Here is a 25,322-nt window from a genome sequence, read left to right on the forward strand (position 1 = left end):
ACCCCTATACTTTTAGAGCCTGGCGAGACGGTGATAGACGTCACTTAACGTTTCGCAGCCGATTTCTTTGGCTTTTTTAACATAAATACTCCATAGCTTAGCTGTCATTTTGGCATCTCCTAGAGCATGATGTCGTCCAATAATAGGAATTTCGTTATGAACACATATGTCTTCCAGCGTCACAAAATTTAAATTAGGCTCTATCACCTTTAAAAGGAAAGAAGTATCTACAATCCGATGCTTAAAGGGCTTACGAAACAAGGTTGAGCTTGCGTGCTCCATAAAATTTCGTTCATGAGTAGCATGATGTGCCACTAATGTGCAATCTTGTTTGAATTGAAGGAATTGGATGAATACATCCGAAAGCGGCATGGCATTGCTTACCTGTTCATTTGTAATTCCTGTCAATTGAACAATAACATCAGGTATTTTTTGGTCGGTGTGGATGAGCGAATAAAACACCTCATCCTCAATTATTTGATCACCTCGCATCTTTATTGCCCCTAGAGAAATAATGGTATCTCCTTTTTCAGGAGAAAACCCCGTCGTTTCGATGTCAAAGACTACTACCTTTAAATCCATAAGCGGAACATCAAGTACATATTGTTGATTCATTTCCTTTTCCAAGTTACGTAAATAGGCCATTTGCTGAGCATTTTGAATATCACCAATTCCAACATTGTTACGTTTTCCTTGTAGTCCTCTTAATATTTGCATAAACGGTTCAAATGCCATCGCCAACACCCTTTTTTTAACTAGTTAAAGCAATTACTTCTTCATGTAGCCTTTTTCCATCCTTCAGTATTCGCTTAATCTCTTTACGCTCTTCCTTAGACAAATTATGAATCCTTAAGTAATGAGTGTCTGTATAATTCTCTATTTGAATTAAAGAAATACGATACTTTAACAAATCCAAGAAATTTCTATCACAGTTTTGTAGCATTTTATCGTATTTACTTAAACGCTTTAATTGAACAATCCTACTTAACGTAGAAGTCTCATAGATGCCTTCCTTTATGGATAATAGACGCACTGCATTTACATACGGCAAAAAGGCGGCATATTTCAAGTTGACACATCCCTGATACTTACCATGCTGCTCCACTAAAATCTGCCCCACTGGTCCTATAACATTTTTGACATGTTCAATATTGGCAGAAAACCGACTCAATAAAGAAGAATGACCTAGCTGAAATTGATAGATAAAAAGTTTTAATTCATTAATATAGCATTGATCTCCACATAAAGTACGAGCATCAAAAAAAATCTGAAGATGTCTAATAGCCTCCCAGCTTTCTTCTCTCATCCATCCCTCAAGCTGACTTTTCCAGTGCCCCGCAGACTTGCACCATAATGGGTTAGAACTCATAACGTTCCCTTGACAATATGGATACCCTACAGCATGCAACCCGAATGCTAGCTCCTCTCCCAGCACTTTAAAATATTCCTCATATTCTTTGTCCGACTTTTCATATATAATTCCATGGTCCTGATCACTGATTAAACCTTGCTCTCTTCTACCTCCACTGCCCGTTATAAACCATGTGAAGTTACAGGGCGGGTCCTCTTTTAGTTTACTTTTAGCAATATACATCACATGTTGCATGACTTGATCATGAAAATCATTGAGAGAGATGGTATCTTTCAAATAGGACATGATATTTTGGTCCTTCCACTCTCTTAAGGATTCATAGGTTTCCATGACCACACTCCCTTTTATACAAAAAGCCTCTGAAGCAGAGGCTTTTTGACGTTTATTTATTTGTTTTAGTTAGTACCTTTCGCTTCCTCTAAAACCATTTGTTCTGGATAGCCATAATTCCCGTGCTCACTCATATCCAGACCCATTATTTCCTCTTCTTCTGTTACTCGGATACCACCCATGACTTTCTTCATTATAAACAGAATAGCATATGATACGGCGAAAGCGAATGCTCCGCAAGCTGCAACTCCCATTAATTGAACTAACAGCTGATCTACGCCACCACCATAAAACAAACCAGGTTTCCCTGTCGTCGCAAGCTCGGTTGTAGCAAAGAAGCCGGTAGATAAAGTACCCCAAATACCAGCAGTTCCATGAACAGAAAGTGCATAAATTGGATCATCAATTTTTCTCTTTTCAAAGAATCGTGCACTATAAAATACAAGTACCCCAGCTATTAAACCAATTACAACTGACGCCCATACGTCTACGAATGCACACGATGCCGTAATAGCAACTAAACCAGCTAATGCTCCATTTAAAATAGTAGGAATATCTGATTTCCCTAAAGCTACCCAGGAGATAAATGTTGCCGCAACCGCTCCTGCTCCTGCTGCTAAAGCAGTATTTAATGCTACATACCCAAAGAATGCTGCATCAACGGAAACCGTACTACCCGCGTTAAACCCAAACCAACCAACCCACAAAATTAGTACACCTAATGCAGTATAAACTTGGTTATGACCCGCTAAGTTATTAGAAGAACCATCTTTGTTAAATTTCCCTATTCTAGGTTTTAGTATCATCGTTGCCGCAAGAGCTGCAGCTGCACCAGTTAGATGTACTACTGTAGACCCTGCAAAATCTTGTTTTCCATGTTCAGCTAACCAGCCGCCTCCCCACACCCAATGAGCGATTACTGGATAAACGATTATGCCGAAAAGAATAGTGAAAATTACGTAAGCAGACAGTTTAGCACGTTCGGCAAACCCTCCAAGAGCAATCGTTATTGCAATACCAGCAAATGCTAATTGGAAAACAAAAAATACGGTAGGAGAAACACTTGCTCCATCCTCTCCTCCACCAGCATAGAAGAAGTCTGTCATTCCTACGAAGAAGTTAGCATTCCCTCCAAATATAAAACCATATCCTACTGCCCAAAATACTAATGATGCCAACCCAAAAGTAAAAATGGTTTTACCGGCAACGTGCCCAGCATTCTTCATTCTTGTTGAACCAGCTTCTAAAAGTATAAATCCACCAATCATAAAAATAACTAAAATTGCAGCAACCATGGTCCATAAGCTGTTCATCAAATACATTACATCTTCCATTTTGACCCCTCCTATTTCTTTATGTTACATCTCTTAACATTACATGTAAGAAAACATAACATCATTTATTTATATTCTTATTTTACTTAATACAGAATGAATGTCAATACATTTTTCTGAATTTATTTTATTTTATGTTAACTTTCATTACATAATTGTGTTTATCGGCAATAACAGGCTTGTTAGCTACATTTCTTCATACTTTGTACTTTTTAGAATCATGAATAGCTTACATGTATTTAGAGTAACTTGTACCAGCTTGATGTCTTCTAGCGATTCCATTCTCTTATGTTCGCTTTGGCCATTTTCTATCGGGCAGATGCAAGAATTCATACCTTCTCTCCATCTATTGTTTTAGAAATATGTCTCATATAAAAAGATCCGACTCCATAAAGGAGCCGGACTGAAGACTAAATTTTATATTTAATTTTTTTACCTGTTTCTACATCCACAGTTAGGGTCATCGTAAAATCTCTTTCTATCTGGTTTCGGAAACGTGATACAGTCATAATCGTCATGCTTATCCTTACATTCACAATCACCTACCGAGTAGCAGTCATCATCGTGTTTATGCTTAGAGTTTTTCCAATAGTTATCTTCCTTCCAAGACTTATGACTTCTAGGATAGGACGGTTTGCTATGGTTTTTTCCGCATCTATAACATTGCCCATTAGAATCGTAATTGTCATAATCACACTCATCACTTCTATCATGGTTGCAATCCTCATTGTCTCTGTCTTTCCCGTGTTGATGGTTACATTGACAATCGTAATTGTCTTTGCCTCTATTACGATGATGGTTACAATTACAATCACCATGATCTTTACAGCGGCAATCATGATCGTGTTCGTTTCCACCATTACCGTTTTCTGCACCATTTCGGCAACACTTCGGACTTTCCGTTTCAGATACCATAACCAAGCCGTACTCGTATTCAGCTACAATTTCTGTTGTTCTACCTGAAACTCTTAATTGAAGAGTAGGCGCAAGAGTTCCACCAAAATGAGCTCTTCGGAATGATTCAGGTAAATCAGCAAGCTCATCTGTCGTTATTCCCTGTAAATCGAATGTATCGATAAAGCTTAGTACAGAGAAATCAGGTAACACTAACCAAGAATAGGCCTGATTCGGTTCAGAAACTGGATTTGCTATAACTAAACCACCAGAGTTTAATGGTTGATAATTCCCTCTTAATGACCCTGCAACAAAACCATATAAACCATCTGGTCCAGGTCCATTAGTTAAACCAGGAGCAAACGTAAATCTATGACTATCTGTAAATAAATAGTACAAACCGTTCCTTACAATAAGGTGTGGACGTTCTGTCTGCTGATTTGTACAACCCGCCTCTAAGAGAGCCGGAAGTAATTGCCAAGAAGTGTACTCATTGTTTCTTAGTAGGGAAATTCCAATATTTCCAGTGTAAAGCCTTGCTTCCTCTGGCACTCCAGGTCCACAATCAATGTCTAAGTTGTTTCCCGCGATATTACCTTCAAACAATAAATACTCGCAGCCTGTTGCTGGATCTTTAAAGAACCAAGGATCACGGAAAGCGTAGATAATACTACTTCCACCCGCTTCAGATTGTTCTTGCGTTTGATAAAGCACTCCGTCTGGCTCTAAAATTATTTCATGTGGCGCGAAGTTAACTAGCTCGACACCATCTAAATTGGATCTAAAGTTACTGCTTGTTAATGCAATGCGTTGTTCAAAAGTTACTTGAGCTTCACCACGTCTACCGGAGGTTGTATAGAAGTAATAGATTCTTCCTCCGTCGATGATTGCAGATCCTGCCCATTGTCTTGATCCAAATGCAGTACCCTCTTCAAAAACTAGTCCACCTTGTATCCAATTTAAGCCATCTCTAGAATAGAAGTATGCGATTCTCGCTACGTCATGTCTGTTATCTGGCAATACACTTCTAGGTGCAGATAAGGCAAACAGGACTCTCCATCCACCAGGAAGTACAGCTATAGAGCCATCTTTTTCTTGAAGTGGCCACATATCCCATATCCACAAATCATCTGAAATTCGAGGGAATGGTTCTTGTATAACAGGAGCGCTATTAGAAGCAGTAATTCTAATTTGCTCTGCTTGCGCCCTCGTCCAAGCCGAAGGGACCGCGTCAATACTTTGGTTTAAGCATCTTTTAAAATCTCTTTGTGGGTTGTAGTCACAAAATCTTTTAATATCATTGTTGTTAAATGATCTGTATTGAGTAGTTCCAGAATTAGTTGCAGCACTTGGGAAATTTCTATTAGATGAACCTCCAGTTATTGGAGATAGCATTTCATTACCTGACCCAGCGATTGGAACTCTCTGACCCATATCTCTTTTTTTTGACATATATTTTCACCTTTTCTTATTTTCAATTCAATCAAATGAATGGTTGTACGAAAATCTAATTTAATCTAATTTGAAAAATTGACCACTCATATAATCAAATGTTATTTATAATTTTTCTTACTTAACGTCTGTGATGATTCTCAGTAGAGTAATCATCATTACATTCTCTGCATTTCGGACTTTCTGTTTCTGATACCATCATTAGTCCATACTCATAAACATCTATAATCTCCGTATTCCTACCACTTACAGCTAACTGTAGTGTTTGAGCTAGCGTCCCGCCAAAATGCTCAAATTGAAATTGTTCTGGTAAAAAACCGACTTCTTCTATAGGAATACCTTGTAAATCAAAATTATCTATAAAGCTTAGGACTGAAAAGTCGGGTAATACAAGCCAAGAATAGGCCTGGAATGGCTCGGAAGGAGGATTAGAAACTACTAGACCGCTTCCATTTAGCGGTACGTAATTTCCACGTAAGGATCCTGCTACAAAACCGTACAACCCGTCTGGCCCAACAAGACCTGGTGCAAATGTTGAAGCATGAGTATCAGTGAAAAGATAGTACAGTCCGTCACTCACTACTATGTGAGGACGTTCAGTTTGTTGGTTCGTACATCCTGCTTCTAAAAGTGCAGGGAGTAGTTCCCAACTGGAAAAGCTGTTATTACGAAGTAATGCTATTCCTATATTGCCTGTATATTCTGCAGCGTCTGCTGGAACTCCAGGTCCACAGTCTACATCTGCTGACGTACCGGCTATATTTCCTTCAAACAATAAATATTCACACCCTGTCGCAGGGTCTTTGAAGAAGAAGGGATCACGGAAGGCATAAATTATTCCTCCACTAGATTGTTCTTCTGTCTGGTAGAGAATACCGTCTGGTTCTAGGATTACTTGATGAGGGGCAAAGTTTACTAATTGCACACCATCTAAGTTAGAAATATAATCACTGCTCGATAATGCAATTCGCTGCTCGTAAGTGATTTGAGCTTCTCCTCTTCTACCAGTAGCTGTATAGAAGTAATAAATACGACCATCATCATCAAGCATTGCTGAGCCCGCCCACTGTCTAGACCCTAAAGCTGTACCTTCTTCGAATACGTAACCTCCCTGGATCCAGTCAAGTCCGTTTCTCGAATAAAAGTAACTGATTCTTGCAACATCATGTCTTTTTCCTGGTAGAACACTACGAGGGACAGATAAAGCAAATAACACTCGCCAACCACCAGGTAACACTGCGATTGAACCGTCTTTTTCTATTAACGGCCACATATCCCATATCCATAAATCGGCTGATATACGAGGGAATGGGGCTTCAATTAGCGGTGCAACATTAGTAGAATTAATTCGAATTTGTTCTACTTGGCTCCTTGTCCAAACAGATGGAATCGCGTCGCGGTTATATTCAAGGCAACGTCCGAAATCTCTTCTAGGGTTATAGTTACAAAACTGACTAATTTGTTTGCCATTAAAAGTTCGATAACGAACATTGTTATTTCCAGTGGCTCCAGAAGGAGAGTTCCGATTAACAGAAGCACTCGGCATTATATTTGCGGATTCTATTCTCGAGCTTCTAACAGGAAATTGTTGCGAAGTTAGTTTATACCTATTTTTATTTGAGCGATGTTCATGTTCCCCAAGTCTATTAAAATGTTTTTCATCATTTTCTTTTGTCATAACTTACACACCTTTAATAGATTTTCGTACTTTGCTATCATATGTAGAGCCAAAAGAAAGGTTTGAGTAAAATTATTAAACCGTAAGAAAATTGTGTATCTAGTTTTTATAGGTGATTACCACGAAAAAAGGGCAATCTCATGAGAGATTGCCCTTTTTTAAGGTATATAAATTAGGTTTAATCATTAGTTTAGATAAATTTAATATAAGAAAAAAATAATTTAGAAGGATTATTATTTATCACTATGTCCAGCGACAGTCTCCCCACTACACAACTCGTTAAACTGTTCTAGCTTAGCTTTAAAAAATCTATTCTACTTAATTAACATTACTTTTTCAGTCGAAAAACAATGAAGTCGGGACTTCTAAAATCCTCACGAAATGATGGGTACTTCTTCAACATTTCCTCAGATGGGGTAGGCTCTACTATCTCTTCTATTAAAAATCCAGCTTCACAGATGGCTTTTACATAACTTGTTAATGTGCGGTGATAGAAGATTACCTGGTCCATCCCTCTTTGCTCATAGGCTCCCTCATAAAAATAGTTATCTACTTTCCAATATAATTTTTTACCGTCATGCCCTTTCTCCCATCCACTTTTTGGAGTTTGAAAACAAGGATGTAAAATAGAAAAGATAAAAATCCCACCCTCTCGAAGAACACGATAAATCTCATTAAATGCTTGCTGATAACCTTCTAAATCCTGGATCACCATATTAGAAACAACTACGTCATAAGTTCCTTCCATTATAAAATGTAAATTTTCACAGTTAGATTGTTTAAATTCTATATTGAGTTCTGATGTTGTTCTACTTTTTGCTATTTCAATCATCTTTGATGAATAGTCAATAGCTGTTACAGCTGCTCCTGCTTTCTCCATCAGTCTACTTAAATACCCTTCTCCACAACCAGCATCTAGTACTTTTTTGTTGTTTAAATTCCCCATAAGACTAAACAAGGTTGGATTTAAATATACCTCTTTATGTGGATCTCCATGCTCCAGATGATTGGCTGCATATTTTTCAGCAAACTTGTCCCACCTCTTAATAGAATCTTCAGAAGTCATATTTTTTACCATAATAGCGCCACTCCCATTCTAATGTAATAACTAGTAATTCGCCTTTCATAAAAGAGTTCCTGCTAATAGTATTTCCCAGAAAATAATTAAGAATAAAAAAAGAGCTTACTGGATTAATCCAGTAAGCCTCCAAAAAACTTAAAATGTAAATATTAATACTCCACCTGAACTCTCTTAAGATTCCAGCATAAGATCCTCTGGATTTTCGAGCAATTCTTTTACCATTTTCAGAAAGCCTACTGAATCTTTTCCGTCTATTACACGGTGATCATAAGAAAGAGCTACATACATCATAGGTCTTATTTGAATTTCACTTCCAACCGCTATCGGTCGTTTTTGAATGGTATGCATTCCAAGGATACCAACTTGTGTTCCATTTAATATCGGGGTAGACATTAAGGAACCAAATACACCCCCGTTTGTAATAGTGAAGGAACCACCCGTCATATCCGAAAGTGCTAGCTTGTTATCACGCGCCTTTTTAGCCAGTTCTCCAATATCCCCTTCAATTTCTGCAAAGTTTTTACGATCCGCATCACGAACGATTGGCACTACTAGACCCCCTTCTGTTGATACAGCAATACCAATATCAAAGAAGTTATTTTTAACAATGTATTCTCCATCCAGCTGTGAATTAACATAAGGATATTTTTTCAAAGCAGCTACGACTGCCTTAGTGAAGAACGACATAAAACCTAGACGTACCTGGTTGTCTTCGAAAAATTTATCTTTTTTACGAGAACGCAAAGCCATCACATTCGTCATATCTATCTCATTAAACGTCGTTAACATTGCAGTGCTTTGTTTGACCTCTAATAAACGTGAAGCGATTGTTTGTCGTCTACGAGACATTTTTTCGCGAGTCGTACGACCATCATCTGTTGGAGCAGAGACAATTTTAGCTGGCTCTGCTATTTGTTTTGAGCCATGGGCTGATACATCTTGAACACGAACACGCCCCATTGGATCAACAGGAGACACTTCATTTAAATCAATACCTTTTTCCCTTGCCATCTTACGCGCGGCAGGGCTAGCAATAGGTCTACTTGTGTCTGAGGTAGTTTCAACCTTTGTAATTGGTGCATTTTCTGCCTTTGGTATATCTGGAGCTTTTTCCTCAACCTTTACTTCCTCTGCCTGAGGTTGGGCAGCAGAAGTTCCAGATCCTGCACCGACGATTGCAATAACCTCTCCTACCTGAACTGTATCTCCTTCACCAAATAACAGCTCACTCACTACTCCCGCTTCCTCGGATATAACTTCAACGTTTACTTTATCTGTTTCGAGCTCAACTATAAACTCGCCTTTTTCAATGGTATCACCTGGTTTTTTTAACCACTGGGCAATCGTGCCTTCTGTAATAGACTCTGCCAATTCCGGAACTATAATTTCTGCCACTTAAACTTCCTCCTTTTAGTTCTATTGCTCACAAACTTTTTAATGCTTCTTCAATAATTCTTCCTTGTTCTACTTTATAAGTATCTGCGTCGCCTTCAGCCGGACTTGAGCGATGCACTCGTCCTGTATAAGCAATGCTTCTTCCATCTGCCATCTCTAATAAATACGGGAGAGCATAATTCCAAGAACCCATATTTTGAGGTTCTTCTTGAGCCCATGTCAATAACTCTACGTTTGGGTAACGTCCTAATATATACAAAATTTCATCCTTAGGGAATGGATAAAGCTGTTCCACACGAATGATATGCAAATAATTAAAATCAGTGCCGCTTTTTACTTTTTCCGCTAAATCAATTGCCATTTTCCCACTAGCAAAAACAATTTTCTTTACCTCGTCTGGTTGGCCACCAAGATTCGGTTGTTCAATCACTGCTTGGAATTTACCATCCACCAATTCAGAGACATCAGCACCAACCAAAGGATTCCGTAAAAGTGATTTAGGAGAGACGATTAGTAGCGGACGCACAAATTCTTCATTCAAAGATTCTGCTTGTCTGCGTAATATATGGAAGTAATTTGCTGCGCTTGAAAGGTTAGCTACAGTCCAGTTATTTTCTGCTGAAAGCTGTAGGTACCTCTCTAATCTAGCACTTGTGTGCTCTGGGCCTTGCCCCTCGGCCCCGTGTGGAAGCAGCATTACTAGACCTGACTTCAATCCCCATTTCGCTCGAGCAGAACTGATAAAGTTATCAAACATTACCTGTGCCATGTTAGCAAAATCCCCATACTGTGCTTCCCAAATCGTTAACGTATTCTTATCCTCTAGTGTATATCCGAATTCATAGCCTAAAATAGCAGCTTCTGTTAATGGGCTGTTATGAACAACAAAAGAGGCAGCAGAATCGCTAATAAAATGCATTGGTATAAGTTCTTCTCCTGTTTTCTCATCATGTAGTACTAAATGTCTGTGAGAGAACGTCCCGCGTTGGGCATCCTGTCCACTTAAGCGTATCGAATGTCCATCTTGCAAAATAGTTGCAAACGCAAGTGTTTCGGCGTGTCCCCAGTCTATCTTTCCGCTTCCGGTAAAGGGCTCTTCCCTACGTCTAAGTATCTTCTCTAATTTTTTGAATGGTGTGAACTCCTTGGCCCAGGTTAAAAGTTCTGCGTTAGCCTTACTTAGCTTTACTTCCTCAACACCAGTCTGTATATCAGGATACCCGTCTAATACAACCTGCGGAATCACTACCTCGTTTGCAGTTGTCTGCGGAAGTTCTTTGACCCTGTCATATGCCTCCTGCATTTCCTTTAATATTGTCTCATCTAACATCTCAACTTGGGACTGATTAAGTACCTTTTCTTCTACAAGTTGGTCACCATAAATTTGCCTTACAGTTGGATGTTTATGGACAATGTGATACATCAATGGATTAGTAATGGATGGTTCGTCCATTTCATTATGACCATATCGACGGTAACCAATAAGATCAATAACTATATCCTTACTAAATTGTCGACGATATTCAAAAGCAAGCCTTGCTACTTCTAACACAGCTTCCGGCTTGTCAGCATTTACGTGGATGACTGGAACCTCAAATCCTTTTGCAGGATCCGAGGAATAATTCGTAGAACGAGAGTCGAATTGCTCTGTAGTGAATCCAATCATATTGTTAGCAATAATATGAATGGATCCACCTGTTTGAAAACCACGTACTCGGCTGTAGTTTAATACCTCTGTTACTACACCTTGCCCTGGAAAAGCGGCATCTCCATGAACTAAGATTGCAAATGCTGCATTCTTATCCTGCTTCGGATAACCAGGTATGTCTTTTACCTCTTGTGCAGCTCGAGTTTGACCAGTCACTACAGGACTCACTACCTCAAGATGGGATGGATTATAGGCCAGCTGTACTGTGACGCCATTATTTGAACGATAGGTAGCCCCTTTATGATATTTCACATCACCAAACCAGCCTTCTGCAATCTCTAAAGATCCGTCCTTAGGTAAGAATGCCTTAGACGGTACATGAGCGAACTCAGCAAACATCATCTCATACGGTTTATTTAATACATGCGTCAAGACGTTTAATCGGCCACGGTGGGCCATTCCGATATTCACCTGTTTAGTTTTTGTTATCCCAGCCTGATTAACTAATTCATCGATTAAAACAACTAATGCATCAAGCCCTTCTATAGAAAAGCGCTTAGCTCCTACAAACGTACGATGAATAAACTTTTCAAATCCTTCAATTTTAGTTAAACGTTCTAGTAACTCTTTCTTTTCTTCTAATGAATGGCTTTGATTTAAAGCATTTCCTTCAATTTTATCTTGCAGCCATTGTCTCTCCTTGGAGTCTGTGATATGTGTAATTTCAAAAGCAATACTTTCCGTGTAAACAGACCTTAGATAATTGATAGCCTCAAGTCCATTACGTATGTCTTTAGGAGGATTAGTAATTATAAGAGCTGCCGGTACATCTACTAAGTCCTGTTCAGAGAGGCCATAGAACTCCATACTAATTTTCGACGGATCCTGTTTCCCATTGTTAAGGGGGTAAATGTTAGCATTTTGGTGCCCATGTGTACGAATAGCATCTGCGAGCCGAATAGCTCGAAGAATTTTATCTAAGTTGTTGTTTATATTACCTGATATCGATTTAGTCTCACTTTGACCCAAAGAATCGACTGGTGAACCATATTGTTGAAACAATGCTGCTATTTCCTCTTCTACGTCATCAGGTGATTGTACATATAAATCGTATTGCTCTAACAGGTATGCTAAATTGGGTCCTTGAAATTGATTCCATGGATAATTGTTATTCATTATTACACATCCTTATATTTTTATAACTAATCCCACTTGTCTTAAAGAAGACCAACCCATTGCCAATAAGTCATGCTGAAGACAATGATTAATAAGTATCCTACTATAGTGATTGGAAGACCAGATTTCAAAAGGTCCTTTGTTGTGAAGGCACCGGTACCATATGCAAGCATATTTTGGGGTGCGCTTACAGGTAGCAAGAAACCGAAGCAAACAACAAACTGTTGGATTAATACAAGACCAGGACCGTTAAATGAAGTTGGCTGCATGGAGACCACTAAAGCGATAACAATAGGTATAAAAGCGGAAGCCAAGCTCGTAGCACTTGCAAATCCTAAGTGAATCAAAATATTAAATAACGAAAGGACCATGATAATAAAAATAAGAGGCATTTCTGTCAAACCGACTGCTTCTAAAGTATTTTGCGATAACCAAGCAGCTCCTTCCGTTTGTAAAAGCACTGTACCCATTGATATCCCAACTGCAAATACTACAAGAGTTCCCCATGGAATCTTATTTTGCACTTCTTTCCAAGAAAAAATACCAATTCCAGGTAAGAGCATAACCATGACCGCTATAAAAGTCACTGTCGTTGAATCTAGTGGGTGAAGTATACCTTCTGTTGCCCAAAGAATTAGCAATGCGATGGAAATAATGATTAATCTTTTTTCTTTCCCTGTTATAGGACCCAAATCTCTTAATTGATCTTTAATAACTACGTCACCGTTTTCTAATTCCGATAGCTCTGGTTTGATAAGCTTATTCATTAGAAAAAATAGTAAGATAGACATCAGTATGGACCAGGGACCAGCATATATAAACCATTGCCCCCAGGTAATATTAATGCCAAAAGTTTCTTCAATAAATCCAAGAGCAACCATGTTTTGGGCTGCAGCTGTTTTAATACCAACATTCCAAATAGATATAGACTGCACTGCCGTAACTATTAATAAAGCGGAAAGCCTACTTGTTTTAGGTAAATTAAAAGCAGCTACTATTCCTAAAAGAATAGGAAGAATTGTACCCGCCCGAGCTGTAGCACTAGGAACAAATAGAGCTAATACAATACTTACAACAATTGTCCCAAAAACTAAACTCTTGGTTTTTGTACCAACTTTGGACATGATGAAAAGGGCTAACCTTTTGTGTAATCCCGTAAGCTCCATCGCTGCTGCGATAAATGTAGCACCGGCTACTAATCCGACTGCAGAAGAACTAAACCCACCTAACGCAAGCTTTAATGCACCTGATGTCGTGTAATCTACTGTAGGATCATCAATAGTTGGAGCAAGACCTATAAATACGGAAATGAGCACAATTATTATGGAGGCACTTACAGGAAACGATACAGCCTCTGTAACCCACAGAATTACTGCTAACGCAAGTATTGCCAGAGCTCTCTGCCCAGCAACAGGAAGTCCTTCAGGATTTGGTAACAAAATAATGATAAGAAATACTGCAAAAGCCAGAAGAACAAATAACATTTTATTTTTTTTCATCTTTTCTTCTCCTCTACTTCTATAAATTTACAAATAGACTAACTAAGAATGAATCTTTACTTTGCGATTAAACATACTTGTGGATAAAATAATAGGTGAACTTAAAGCACCTCTGTATACTTATCTGCTGTATTTTGTCCTAATTTATCCTTATTAATCATTCCATCTTCTTCTATTGTCATACACGATATTTTAACTTTTAAGTTTTGGAAATCGCCTCTTTCTCTTAACTACTCTCTTACTGGGACTTCACTTTTAGGACCTTAATAATTTGTTCATACAAGTTTCTAAATTATCTTGTAATCAAAAAAACTTTTTATACCTGAAATTCCCAAGTAAAGTTTCATAAATTGCAGGAGTTTTGATGCTGTTTCATTTAAAAGAATAGGTTTAATATTATTAATTGTGAATAATTTCACAATAACGTAAGTATAACTCTTTTGTATTTTTTTGTTATACTATTATTCTTTTTTTCATTATTAATTCATAAATTATTAATCGATTGTTCATAATTTTGTCATTTTTTTATTATTTGTATATAATTTAATTTTATTTTAAATTTAGTAAGCAGCTGGCAGTTGGACGCGTAAATTTCTAAGTTATCCCTTGTATTAAGCGTTCGCGCTGTCATCGCTTATACAGCTCACGTCTCCTACTGGAGACACCTGCTACTGATATCAATACATGTAAAAAATAATCCACTATTTTTCCAAATTTATGAGAGAATAAATAGAAGAGTTTTATGCGGATAAAAAGGAGGATGTTCAATGGAGTTATTTAAACGCGGATTCCCTATATTTTGTTTTTTAATTCTTCTCACTGCATGTGGTAATGATTCCGAAACATTGAATAATCCAATACCAACAGAACCTAACATCCCTGTTCCAATAGAAAAAGTTGAAGCTGATCCTTATGAAATTTTAGTTCAGGAAAAAAATAAAAGCATAAACCTTATTCCGCTGGATCTCACTTCCTCTTATGCAAGTGAACTAGGGCTCACCTTTTATGAACCAAAATATGAGAAGTTTTCTGCTAACGGTGAAGTTACTATTGCAGGTGAGATAAAAAAGGCTGACGAACTAAAATCTAACTACATATGGATTAATGTCCAAACAGAAAATGAAAATAGTTATATTCAGGAACAGGACTATTTTGTTCCAATTAGTGATGGTAAATTTAAAAAAATCATTCATTTTTTTAACGGTGAGGGAACGTATAAGATTAAAGTACAGATACCGAGCACAGAACGAGAAAACCATTACTATGATACAGCAAACTTTGAAGTTCTAAATGTAAACCCAAATAGAATTAGAGATGTTGCCTATACACCTATTGGTTTAGAAGCCGGACTGATCCTTAATACAGAGGTCGGCTATGTAGAAGAAGACGGTATTTATACATTGCAAGGGAACTTACAGAATGGTGGATTATACGAGGATATTATGGTTCGGCTATCAAAAGACGGTCAAACGTGGAGTAATGTTATTCCAATAAAAAAAGGTCAATTTACTGCCAATATTCCACTTTTATTTGGCAAAGGCTTGCATAAGCTAGAAGTTATGATTCCCGATTTAGAGAAAGATAACTTTTACAAGACTGCAACAGATTTGCTTATAGAAAATACATCATTAGAGATATTGGAACCAATCTCTTATTCTTCCCTATATGCTGAACGCGGGATAAATCTGGTTGAGCCTGTCAGTGGAGAAAAGACAACAGGACACACGTTTTACATTAAGGGTTTTATAGATCCAGAAGCTTCACTATCAAAACAAACTACCCATCTCTATGTGCAAACTCAAAAAGGTGAAGATCATGCTCTAGAGGTCATCCCCATCCAAGACTTTACATTTAACGATTATTTTCATTTAAGATTTGGCCCTGGAGAATATGAAGTATCTATTAGCGTCCCTGAGATTACTGAAACTAAAAATGATTTCTTTAGATATTATGAGGTTGCTAAGTTCGATATAATTTCTTCAGCTGAACAGGATAAACGAGATATTCTTCCTTCAAGAGGCATTGAATCTGATGCACCACAAATTATTGACCTAGCAAACAGCCTTACAAAAGGGAAAACTTCCGAATTAGAAAAGTCAAAAGCTATTTATGAATTTGTAGCTAACACCATCTCTTATGACGTAGTTAAATTCCAAAATGACGACTTTAAATGGGATGACAGTGCCTTAAAAACTTTAAATTCTCAAACGGGGGTATGTCAGGACTACGCCTACCTTACGATTGCACTCTTACGTGCAAGCAATATCGAAGCCCGATTTGTAGAAGGATACACTATAGATCGACATGCATGGGTAGAGGCTAAGGTCGATGATCGGTGGGTCACAATGGATCCTACATGGGGTGCAGGCTACCTAAATGACAACAAGGAATTTATAGCTAGTTTTAGTGATGATTATTTTGACCCTGAGGAAGAAGATTTTCAAAAAACTCATACTCGCATTGGTTTAGTATATTAGTATGAGCGGAGCTGCCTCCTCGCTTTTTTCATTTGCCTGTCGGGGCAAACACAGGGGCTTACGCTTTTCTATTTGGCTAGCTTCAGCCCCTTGCCCCTCGGGGTCAAATGGATAAAAGCTCCGGTGGCTGTGAGGCTGCCTCCTCGCTTTTTCCATTTGCCTGTCGGCGCAAGCACAGGGGCTTACGCTTTTCTATATATAAATAAAGAGGATGGTTGTGGTTTATTCACAACCATCCTCTTTGCAACATTTATAGAGGTTTTATTTATTTTTTTAGGAATAATTTCACGACTTAAATAGGTATTTTTCATGCATTCGTTTCTCCCAAGTTTGATGGATTTTCTCTTTCCCTTCCTTTTATAAACCATGGGTTACTAGGTCTTTCAAGTGGTGTAATATTCATAATAAAATAACCAACAATTAAAATTAGAATAACGAGTGAGTAAAAAAGAGTATCAATTGGATGGTCATGCTCTACGATGATTAGACGGATCATTGCTGTGATGCCTACATATAAAAAATATCTAAGCGGAAAGTGGTAGTCTTCTTTGAAGTACTTCACGATCATAGTGATGAATTCAAAATACAAAAAGAATATGAGGATATTAGCAAGGAACATTTTATAATTGCTCGGACCTACCGTGAGCAACACCTTTATAAAAATCGTCAGCTCCTTCACTAACAAAAAGGCCAGTATAAAGGCCAAGAAGACTAAGCAGAGGTTTAAAAACATTTGCAAGGCTTTTGGGATGATCGATAACACAGCTGTAAATTTAACCATTCAATTCCCCCTTTTTTATAATATATTATTATAATGTAAGGTTACCTAACATGTCTACAGTGAAATTTCAGAATATTTTTTTTAAAATCACACTACGTATCCCTACATACTGTATTTTGGAAGAAAAAAGAAGTGCTACCCCAATATGACAAAGCGTAGCACTTCTTAGAAATAGTTGTGGAAAATCAAGCCTTTACTCGATTAATTCTACAAATTTAGTGGCGGCAGTTGATAATGGAACCCTTTTTAGAAAGCACACTCCTATATTTCTTGGCGGTATACTCTCTTTTAACTTCACCTCTTTAAGCATACCTTTTCTTAAATAATCTCCCGCAAATTGCTTAGTAACACAAGCAATACCTAAGTTAATTTTTGCGAATTCCAATAGTAAATCATGAGAACCTAACTCAAATTCAGGTGATATTTTTACACCCTTTGAAAGCATATATTCTTCCACATATCTTCTCGAGACTGATTTTTGTTCAAGGAATATTAATGGAAATTTTACAAGCTTGTCCAAACTAATTGGCTTTGACAAGACTTTATCAAACTTTTCCCCATATACAAAGATGTCTTGTACCTCTAGACAAGGCCGTTGTCCCAAGCTATCATCATCTATCGGAAAATTACAAAGAGCAATGTCTACTCCTCCACTCTTTAAAATATTGCAAAGCTCTATGGTCGTACCATTTACAATGGTGAATTTAATACTAGGATATTTATTATGGAACTCCTCTAAATAAGGGAGCAAGAAAAATCTTGAAATTGTATCTCCAACTCCAATTTTAAGTTCCCCTGCAGTAAGGTTTTTAAATTCTAAAATTTTCTCCTCACCAGTATCAATGAGCTTTAAAGCAGAGCTAGCATATTCAAAAAGCACAGAGCCTTCTGTTGTTAAAGTAACTCCTTTTGTCGTTCTGTAGAATAATCTGGTATCTAGTTCTTTCTCCAGTTGCATTATGGCCTGACTAACTGCGGATTGACTCATAAAGAGATCTTTTGCAGCCTTCGAAAAGCTATTATTTTTACTTACCATGCAAAATATTTTATATAAATCCAGTTTCCCTGACATATAAGCACCTCTTATATCTATTATAATATATATTAATTTTACTTATATCACTGTATTACGTAGAATTACAAGTGGTAATAATATATTTATAATAGTTGAAGGAGCGTTCAATTTGGAAAGAGTAGTGGGAACAGTTGTAAGAGGTCTTCGTGGCCCAATTATAAATAATGGTGATAATATTGAAGAAATAGTAGTAAATAGTGTATTAAAAGCATCAGAAGTGGAAGGCTTTTCTATCAACGATCAGGACATTGTGACCGTAACTGAATCTATCGTTGCCCGCGCTCAAGGAAACTACGCTAGTATAGACCAGATTGCCACTGACGTTCATTCGAAATTTGGAGATGACACACTAGGTGTTATTTTTCCAATTCTAAGTCGTAATAGATTTGCAGTAGTACTCCGTGGAATAGCAAAAGGTGCAAAGAAAATAGTCTTAATGCTAAGCTATCCTTCTGATGAAGTCGGCAATCATCTTGTAGAAATTGACGAGTTAGATGATAAAGGCGTAAACCCTTGGACAGATGTCCTTACAGAGAAACAATTCCGCGACTACTTTGGCTATAAGCTACATCCTTTTACCGGAGTAGACTACATTGCATACTATAAATCGTTAATAGAAGAATATGGAGTGGAATGTGAAGTCATTTTCTCTAACAACCCAAAATCTATTCTAGACTATACAAAAAATGTACTTGCTTGTGATATTCACTCAAGATTTAGAACGAAGAAAATATTAAAAGCAAATGGTGGCGAAAAAATTTATAGTCTAGACAACATATTATCGGAATCCATTGATGGAAGTGGTTTTAACGAGGAATATGGTTTACTTGGATCGAACAAATCGACAGAAGACACGGTGAAGCTTTTCCCTCGCGATTGCCAACCAATCGTTGATAACATTCAAGAAATTATAAAAGAAAAAACAGGGAAAAATGTAGAAGTAATGGTATATGGAGATGGAGCATTTAAAGATCCTGTAGGACATATTTGGGAGCTAGCTGATCCCGTTGTTTCACCAGCCTTCACATCTGGATTAGCCGGAACTCCAAATGAAGTAAAATTAAAATATCTTGCAGATAATAACTTCGCTCACTTAAGAGGAGAAGAATTAAAGCAAGCAATTACTGAGCATATTAATAACAAAGAAGACAATCTTGTTGGAGCAATGGAAGCTCAAGGTACAACTCCACGTAGATTAACTGATCTTATTGGTTCTCTGTCAGATCTTACTTCCGGTAGCGGAGACAAAGGTACACCAATGATTTATATTCAAGGATACTTTGATAACTACACTAAATAATAAAAAATTAATAAACGAGGCGGGTGTAAAACTCTCCTCAAAATAAAAAGCCATGAAAATTCTACGGATGTAAAATTTTCATGGCTTCTTTCAATTATCTGGAGTTATTTACGGTTACAGCGAGTTGTGAAAAAACTGTACTTAGCTACTGTCTCTAATAAGTCAGTTTTTGATTTCTTTAAGTCTATTTAAAACTCTTCATTAAAGACGTCTTTTGGAATCTCTGGCTTAGAAGCTTCTATCATTAAAATAACAGCAGTAATGATATGCATAATCATTCCTACAATAGGTATGAAGCCAATGCAAGAGGTTACTATTCCTAGTATACTCCCTGTCGTAGTTCCTCTGCCTTCTTTTTTTGTAATCACTAGAGTAACTATATGCAGTGCCAGCATAATTAGCAAAGGAATCCAGGCCAAGCTCAGAATTATGATTCCTCCAAGAACTGGTATACCTAGTACAGCCTCTAATCCTCCTGTAACCCATTTCAATATTTTTGAATTTGACATATTCTCTACATCCTCTATTTTCATTTTTTTATAATTATTAAGAATATAACATAACCAGAGAGGGATGTCTTAACTTTCTTATGATTTATTACCCATTTAATCCAATACAGATTTTTAGTTTTTAATTTATTTAGTCGAAATAATACTTCATGAGAAAGGAAATATCCATTCTATTTCTCCAAAGCCCATGTCAATGCACGTAATAAAGGTCATCCCATACTATTAGAATGCCCAACTCTAACACACTTATTAATGCGTAAATATTACCCTCTAATAACATTTTTAAATTTACTAAATTATCAAAATAAACAGTATTAAGTAATAGTTTATTACTATATAATTCTATTAAGCCCAGTGGTAATATGTCAAGCGAAAAAAAGAAATGAATTGGAAATTACTTAAGTGATACTTTCCAAATGAACACTTTTTGCGCATACCAAATAAACCTCTCATTTTTCTGCTTTTAAAAAAGAAAAAAATGGAAGTTATTTAACGGGTGAAAGGTTGTGAGTTGGTTAACTCAGTCTCTCCTTTCTGGTGGTATGTACAGCTGATTCGTGCGTAGTAGCGAATGCACGAGGCGTACTAGTTTTCTAGCGGTTAAGACGAGAGCGCGTTTATGTTGGTGCTTGGTTACTTCTTGGTATTTCTTTTGATAAAAGGCTTTATATTCAGTGTCATATTTACGTACCGCATCTGCTGCTTGTACAAGATAATACCGTAGGTATTTATTGCCGGTTCGCATCCGGCTAGTATTTTCGGCTTCAAATTCGCCAGATTGATACTGTGTCCAAACGAGTCCAGCATATTTCGCTAATGCGTGGTGGTCATCAAAACGCTTGATATCTCCAATTTCGGCGAGCAAGCCGGCTGCGTACACGGGTCCAATGCCTTTTACGGAAGTTAATGTTTGGGTGAAACCTTTCATCATACGCTCGATTTCCTTATCCAAACGTTTGACTTGGGATTCCATATGGCGAATCGTACTTAAAATCACGGATAGTGAGATGTTAACGGGATCAGCCATGGCCTTGTCTAATCGAAAGGAATTACGTGCAAGCTTTTGAAGATATTTAGCGATTTCTTCTGGCTCGGCAAAACGTTTTTTGCCTTTCTCCTGTAAGAACTCAACCAGTTCTTCTAAAGGCATCTCGGCAATGGTTTCCGGATCTAGCTCTTCAATGACAGCGAGACTGGTCGTACCGAATGTATTCGAGAACGGGTTATCTTGGCGTAGGCCACTAAACTTTAAAAACAGTTGGTTCATCATGTAGGTTTTATTACGTGCAACTTCATGCATTAGATGGAATCGGGTACGTGTTAAACGACGAAGTGCTTCATATTGTAAGGTTTCTTGCATTTCATGTGGCAGACGTCCAAAGCGTAAATGATCCGCAATTACCCAGGCGTCAATTCGATCGTTTTTCGGTAACGTATCGTACCCCTTTTTAAAGCGAGATACTTTACGTGCATTTAACATATAAACCGCTGTTTGAAACGTTGGTTCATAATTGTGCAATTGATTCTTTAAATAATGAGCAACGTGCCAGCTATACTGGTCTGTCGCTTCTAATCCAATTTTAATATGTTCGCACTGATTTTTTTCCGCTGTTCCTAAAAGCTTTTGAATTAAGGTGTTCGCACCTTCTGTATCATTGGAAACAGAAAAATCAGCGAGCGTATGTCCCTCTCCATGCATGAAATGGACATGATGGGAGCGCAAACTCACGTCGATACCGACTAGCATTTGTGACATGCCAATCACCTCCTAAGGTGGGATTAATCAAGATTGTCTCAGACCTGGGTGCCCATCAGAATCATCGATGTCTGCCTCGTTATTAGCAATCAAAGTGAAAGAAGACCAAAATGAGCGCTACACTCTCTTCTTCCTCAGCGTCGCAGCCAGTGGTTAGACCTTCCATAATGAACGATGGGTAGCAGGCTTATTAAGCAGTGCACTAAGTGCCCGCAAGGGGGAAAAGCTATTTCCTGTGTCAACCTTGTCCGTTCCATTGTCTCATGGGCACGGTCTGAGAGAAAAGTAGATTGAAATAAAAAAGGACGAAGTACTGAAATGGAGCATCCTCCAATCTTCGTCCAAACGATATGAAGTTAGGCAACTCAAATAAGCAGGTAAGCACCTGTCAGCTTTATTTAGTCATGTTAAAAATAGACTTTTCCTTTTTGGCTCCCTCGGTAAAGCAGGGGTCAAACAGGTAAAACATAAAAAGGGTGAGGGAGCCAAGAGGCGACCACTTCCTATAGGAAATCCAACAGATCCTCCAGCTGTCCGGATCAACTGGAAATTCTATCGGAAAGAGCTCTTATTACTAATATACGAGGGGGGAATTATATGTTAAAACAGTCCATTATAGAAAACGTATTGGAGGCAGCACTTTCTACCGGAGGAGATTTTTCAGAGATTTTTGTAGAAGATAAATACGTGAATCAATTAGTACTACAAAGCAACAAACTAGAAAAAAGTAATTCGGGTAGAGATTTTGGTATTGGTATTCGTATATTTTTAGGGTTACAGAGTATTTATACGTATACTACTGATTTTTCAGAAGAAGGTTTAATACAAGCAGCCAAGCGAGCAGCCCATGCCATCCAAGGCGGTTCTGCTGGAATCATTCATCCACTTCAAAAAGAAATTATTCAGCCACTACATACTATTGCTTTAAAGCCTCGTAGTGTAGAAAATCTTAGAAAAGTATCTGTCATGAGACAAGCAAATGATATTGCCAGAGGCTTTGATCCTCGTATTAAACAGGTAGGAATACGCTATATAGACGAGGAACAGAATGTTTTAATCGCAAATTCAGAAGGAAAGTTTGTAGAAGATACTCGTGTATATAGCCGACTATCTATTCAAGCCACTGCTTCTGATGGTATTGAAATGCAGACTGGCTTTTATGGTCCAGGGGCTCATGCTGGGTTTGAATTCATAGAAAATCTTAACTTAGAACATTATGCCGGAGAGGCGGCTCGTATCGCAGTAAATATGCTTGGTGCTGAGGAATGTCCTAGCGGAAAGTTCCCAGTTATTATTGACAACGAATTTGGAGGAGTTATTTTTCATGAGGCATGCGGTCATGGCCTAGAGGCTACATCGGTTGCCAAAAACAATTCTGTTTTTGCTAATCGAATAGGTGAAAGAGTTGCTCCTGACATTGTATCCTATATTGACGATGGTACATTACCTAACGAATGGGGTTCATTAAATATTGATGATGAAGGTGAAAAAACTCAAAAGAACGTATTAATTGAAAATGGTATTTTGAAAGGCTATCTGATTGATAAATTTAATGCTAGAAGAATGAATGCAAAGCCAACGGGTTCTTCACGTCGACAATCATATAGATACAACCCTACGTCACGAATGACTAACACATTTATCGCACCTGGGTCTTCTACTCCGGAAGAAATAATAGCTTCTACAGAATATGGAATCTATGCTAAATATATGGGCGGTGGGCAAGTTAACCCTGCCACTGGAGACTACAACTTCGCAGTTATGGAAGGTTATATAGTTAAGAATGGAGAAATAGCTCAACCAATCCGTGGTGCTACGCTAATTGGAAATGGGGCAAAGACATTACAACTAGTAGATCGTGTCGGAAATAATCTTGCTCACGGTGCTGGAATGTGCGGTTCCATTAGTGGAAGCCTTCCAGTTAACGTAGGACAGCCCATGATTCGTGTAAGTGAAATCACTGTTGGTGGAACAAAGGGGGAATAATGATGAATACAACAGACTTTCAAAAAGAGCTGCTTAAACAAGCAAAAGCCACTGGATTTTCTGAAGCAGAAGCTTACTACGAAAGATCAGATTCGTTTAAATGTATGATTTTTAATGGAGAAGTAGATAGTTATGAAACTTCTGAAGAAGCTGGCATAGGGTTTAGAGGTCTGTATAACGGAAACATGGGCTATGCTTATACAGAAAAAATAGATGAGAGCTCGATTGCCTTCTTAGTAGAAAAAGCTAAGGCTAACGCTGATATCTTAGATGAAAGTGATAATTCTTCTATTTTCGAGGGAAGTAAAGAATATGTCCAACATAGCTTTTATAATCCTGAATTAAAGAAGATAGGAATTCCTGAGAAAATTGAGCTTATAAAAGCCATTGAACAAAAAGTACTGGCATACGACCCAAGAATAACTACTTTAAACTATTGCATGCTAGAAGATTTTAATTCCGAACGATTAATGATTAATAATAAAGGCCTCTCTTTGCAGGATGAACGAAACGGACTTTATATTTTTGTATCGGCAGTTGTAAAAGCTGATAATGAAATGAAAACTGGACACGTTATTAAAATGACTCGTGATTTTCATACTTTAAATGCTGATGAAATTGCTACTGAGCTAGCAAAAGAAGCATTATCTTATTTGGGTGGTAAAACCATCCCTAGCGGTAAATACCCGGTCGTATTCAGACATGATGCCGCTGCTTCTCTCTTAGCTATCTTTTCTGAAATTTTCTCGGCTGAAAATACTCAAAAGGATCAATCCCTTTTAAAAGGAAAAGTTGGAGAGAAAATAGGATCAGATTTGCTGACTCTTATAGACGACCCTTTCCATCCTGATGCTTTTTCTGGATCTTCGTTTGATGGCGAAGGAGTAGCTACCAAAAAACGAACAATTATTTCTAATGGAACATTGGAAACTATTCTACACAATCGGAAGACTGCTAAGATTGATGGCTGCGAGTCCACTGGAAATGCATATAAGTCCTCTTACAAAGGTACTTTAACTATAGCACCGCAAAATTTATATATTGCTCCTGGGGAGCAAAACAGAGAGCAGATATTAGGTAATCTTCCAAATGGCATTTATATAACTAATTTATCTGGGCTACACTCTGGAACAAATACGATATCAGGTGACTTTTCAGTGGAGGCAACAGGTTATCATATAAAAGACGGTAATATCGAATCACCTATAAACCAAATGACTATTGCTGGAAACTTCTATTACCTTATGAAAACTATAGATGCCATTGCATCAGATCTTACCTTTCAACCTGGAGGTTATGGATCACCCTCTCTATTAGTAAAAGAGCTTGCTGTAACAGTAGACTAATAAATCTAGCATTCTTTGACTAAATAGGGAAAGAAGTAATCTCACTTCTTTCTCTTTTACTTATGGTACAAAAATCTGTAAGCATCTTTAGAGGTTGCTTTGATTCAAGGACAGCTCAACTAGGATAAATGAGGCAAATGATTATGAAATTGATTCATCCATTTAAAAATCGCCTCTCCATTAAAAATGAGAGGCGATCCAGAGTGTAGACAAAAGGGTTGGAAATCGAAACG

The 25,322-nt window shown here is 37.7% G+C and carries 18 protein-coding genes; 4 read left to right on the forward strand and 14 right to left on the reverse strand.

The window, feature by feature from the left end; all coding sequences use genetic code 11:
• Positions 1-12 precede the first annotated feature (12 nt).
• The 10 genes from MKY09_RS13005 to MKY09_RS13050 form a co-directional block, all read right to left on the reverse strand.
• Positions 13-735, reverse strand: coding sequence for an exonuclease domain-containing protein (locus MKY09_RS13005; protein WP_298470604.1), 723 nt, complete (start codon positions 733-735; stop codon positions 13-15).
• Between the two features lie 16 nt (positions 736-751).
• Entirely contained in the window at positions 752-1,702 is a 951-nt protein-coding gene (locus MKY09_RS13010; protein WP_298470606.1) for a DUF294 nucleotidyltransferase-like domain-containing protein, read from the reverse strand.
• 65 nt (positions 1,703-1,767) lie between these two features.
• Positions 1,768-3,036 carry an ammonium transporter gene (locus MKY09_RS13015; RefSeq protein ID WP_169358538.1) on the reverse strand — a complete coding sequence of 423 codons (1,269 nt, stop codon included), beginning with the start codon at positions 3,034-3,036 and terminating at the stop codon, positions 1,768-1,770.
• Between the two features lie 186 nt (positions 3,037-3,222).
• Complete coding sequence (locus tag MKY09_RS13020; RefSeq protein WP_298470609.1) at positions 3,223-3,369, reverse strand: hypothetical protein; 147 nt, start codon at positions 3,367-3,369, stop codon at positions 3,223-3,225.
• Positions 3,370-3,468: 99 nt separating this feature from the next.
• Entirely contained in the window at positions 3,469-5,382 is a 1,914-nt protein-coding gene (locus MKY09_RS13025; protein ID WP_342566838.1) for a glycoside hydrolase family 68 protein, read from the reverse strand.
• 121 nt (positions 5,383-5,503) lie between these two features.
• Positions 5,504-7,060 carry a glycoside hydrolase family 68 protein gene (locus tag MKY09_RS13030; protein ID WP_342566839.1) on the reverse strand — a complete coding sequence of 519 codons (1,557 nt, stop codon included), beginning with the start codon at positions 7,058-7,060 and terminating at the stop codon, positions 5,504-5,506.
• A gap of 328 nt (positions 7,061-7,388) precedes the next feature.
• Positions 7,389-8,138, reverse strand: coding sequence for a class I SAM-dependent methyltransferase (locus MKY09_RS13035; protein ID WP_342566840.1), 750 nt, complete (start codon positions 8,136-8,138; stop codon positions 7,389-7,391).
• 174 nt (positions 8,139-8,312) lie between these two features.
• The gene (odhB, locus tag MKY09_RS13040; protein ID WP_298470617.1) at positions 8,313-9,536 is read right to left on the reverse strand and encodes a 2-oxoglutarate dehydrogenase complex dihydrolipoyllysine-residue succinyltransferase; all 1,224 of its coding nucleotides are present in this window, start codon (positions 9,534-9,536) and stop codon (positions 8,313-8,315) included.
• Between the two features lie 28 nt (positions 9,537-9,564).
• On the reverse strand, positions 9,565-12,360 hold the full coding sequence (locus MKY09_RS13045; RefSeq protein WP_342566841.1) for a 2-oxoglutarate dehydrogenase E1 component: 2,796 nt from the start codon (positions 12,358-12,360) through the stop codon (positions 9,565-9,567).
• A 41-nt stretch (positions 12,361-12,401) separates the two neighbouring features.
• The gene (locus MKY09_RS13050; protein ID WP_298470620.1) at positions 12,402-13,859 is read right to left on the reverse strand and encodes a DASS family sodium-coupled anion symporter; all 1,458 of its coding nucleotides are present in this window, start codon (positions 13,857-13,859) and stop codon (positions 12,402-12,404) included.
• Positions 13,860-14,626: 767 nt separating this feature from the next.
• Here MKY09_RS13050 and MKY09_RS13055 point away from each other — a divergent pair.
• Entirely contained in the window at positions 14,627-16,336 is a 1,710-nt protein-coding gene (locus MKY09_RS13055) for a transglutaminase domain-containing protein (protein ID WP_342566842.1), read from the forward strand.
• A gap of 307 nt (positions 16,337-16,643) precedes the next feature.
• Here MKY09_RS13055 and MKY09_RS13060 read toward each other — a convergent pair whose 3' ends face one another.
• A complete protein-coding gene (locus tag MKY09_RS13060) occupies positions 16,644-17,117 on the reverse strand; it encodes a phosphate-starvation-inducible protein PsiE (protein ID WP_342566843.1) in 474 nt (157 codons plus the stop codon).
• A 193-nt stretch (positions 17,118-17,310) separates the two neighbouring features.
• A complete protein-coding gene (locus MKY09_RS13065) occupies positions 17,311-18,189 on the reverse strand; it encodes a LysR family transcriptional regulator (RefSeq protein WP_169361543.1) in 879 nt (292 codons plus the stop codon).
• A gap of 112 nt (positions 18,190-18,301) precedes the next feature.
• Here MKY09_RS13065 and MKY09_RS13070 point away from each other — a divergent pair, with 112 nt between their 5' ends.
• On the forward strand, positions 18,302-19,492 hold the full coding sequence (locus tag MKY09_RS13070) for a coenzyme F420-0:L-glutamate ligase (RefSeq protein ID WP_340884211.1): 1,191 nt from the start codon (positions 18,302-18,304) through the stop codon (positions 19,490-19,492).
• Between the two features lie 188 nt (positions 19,493-19,680).
• Here MKY09_RS13070 and MKY09_RS13075 read toward each other — a convergent pair whose 3' ends face one another.
• The gene (locus MKY09_RS13075; RefSeq protein WP_342566844.1) at positions 19,681-20,001 is read right to left on the reverse strand and encodes a hypothetical protein; all 321 of its coding nucleotides are present in this window, start codon (positions 19,999-20,001) and stop codon (positions 19,681-19,683) included.
• 520 nt (positions 20,002-20,521) lie between these two features.
• Positions 20,522-21,757 carry an IS110 family transposase gene (locus MKY09_RS13080; protein WP_251557253.1) on the reverse strand — a complete coding sequence of 412 codons (1,236 nt, stop codon included), beginning with the start codon at positions 21,755-21,757 and terminating at the stop codon, positions 20,522-20,524.
• 597 nt (positions 21,758-22,354) lie between these two features.
• Between MKY09_RS13080 and MKY09_RS13085 the strand changes: the two genes are divergently transcribed.
• On the forward strand, positions 22,355-23,743 hold the full coding sequence (locus MKY09_RS13085; RefSeq protein WP_169361246.1) for a TldD/PmbA family protein: 1,389 nt from the start codon (positions 22,355-22,357) through the stop codon (positions 23,741-23,743).
• Positions 23,743-25,089, forward strand: a complete 1,347-nt coding sequence (locus tag MKY09_RS13090; RefSeq protein WP_342566845.1) for a TldD/PmbA family protein — start codon at positions 23,743-23,745, stop codon at positions 25,087-25,089. Before MKY09_RS13085 ends, MKY09_RS13090 begins: the two co-directional genes overlap by 1 nt.
• Positions 25,090-25,322: the final 233 nt, after the last annotated feature.

The organism is Psychrobacillus sp. FSL K6-4046 (assembly GCF_038624605.1).
Classification (GTDB): Bacteria; Bacillota; Bacilli; order Bacillales_A; family Planococcaceae; genus Psychrobacillus.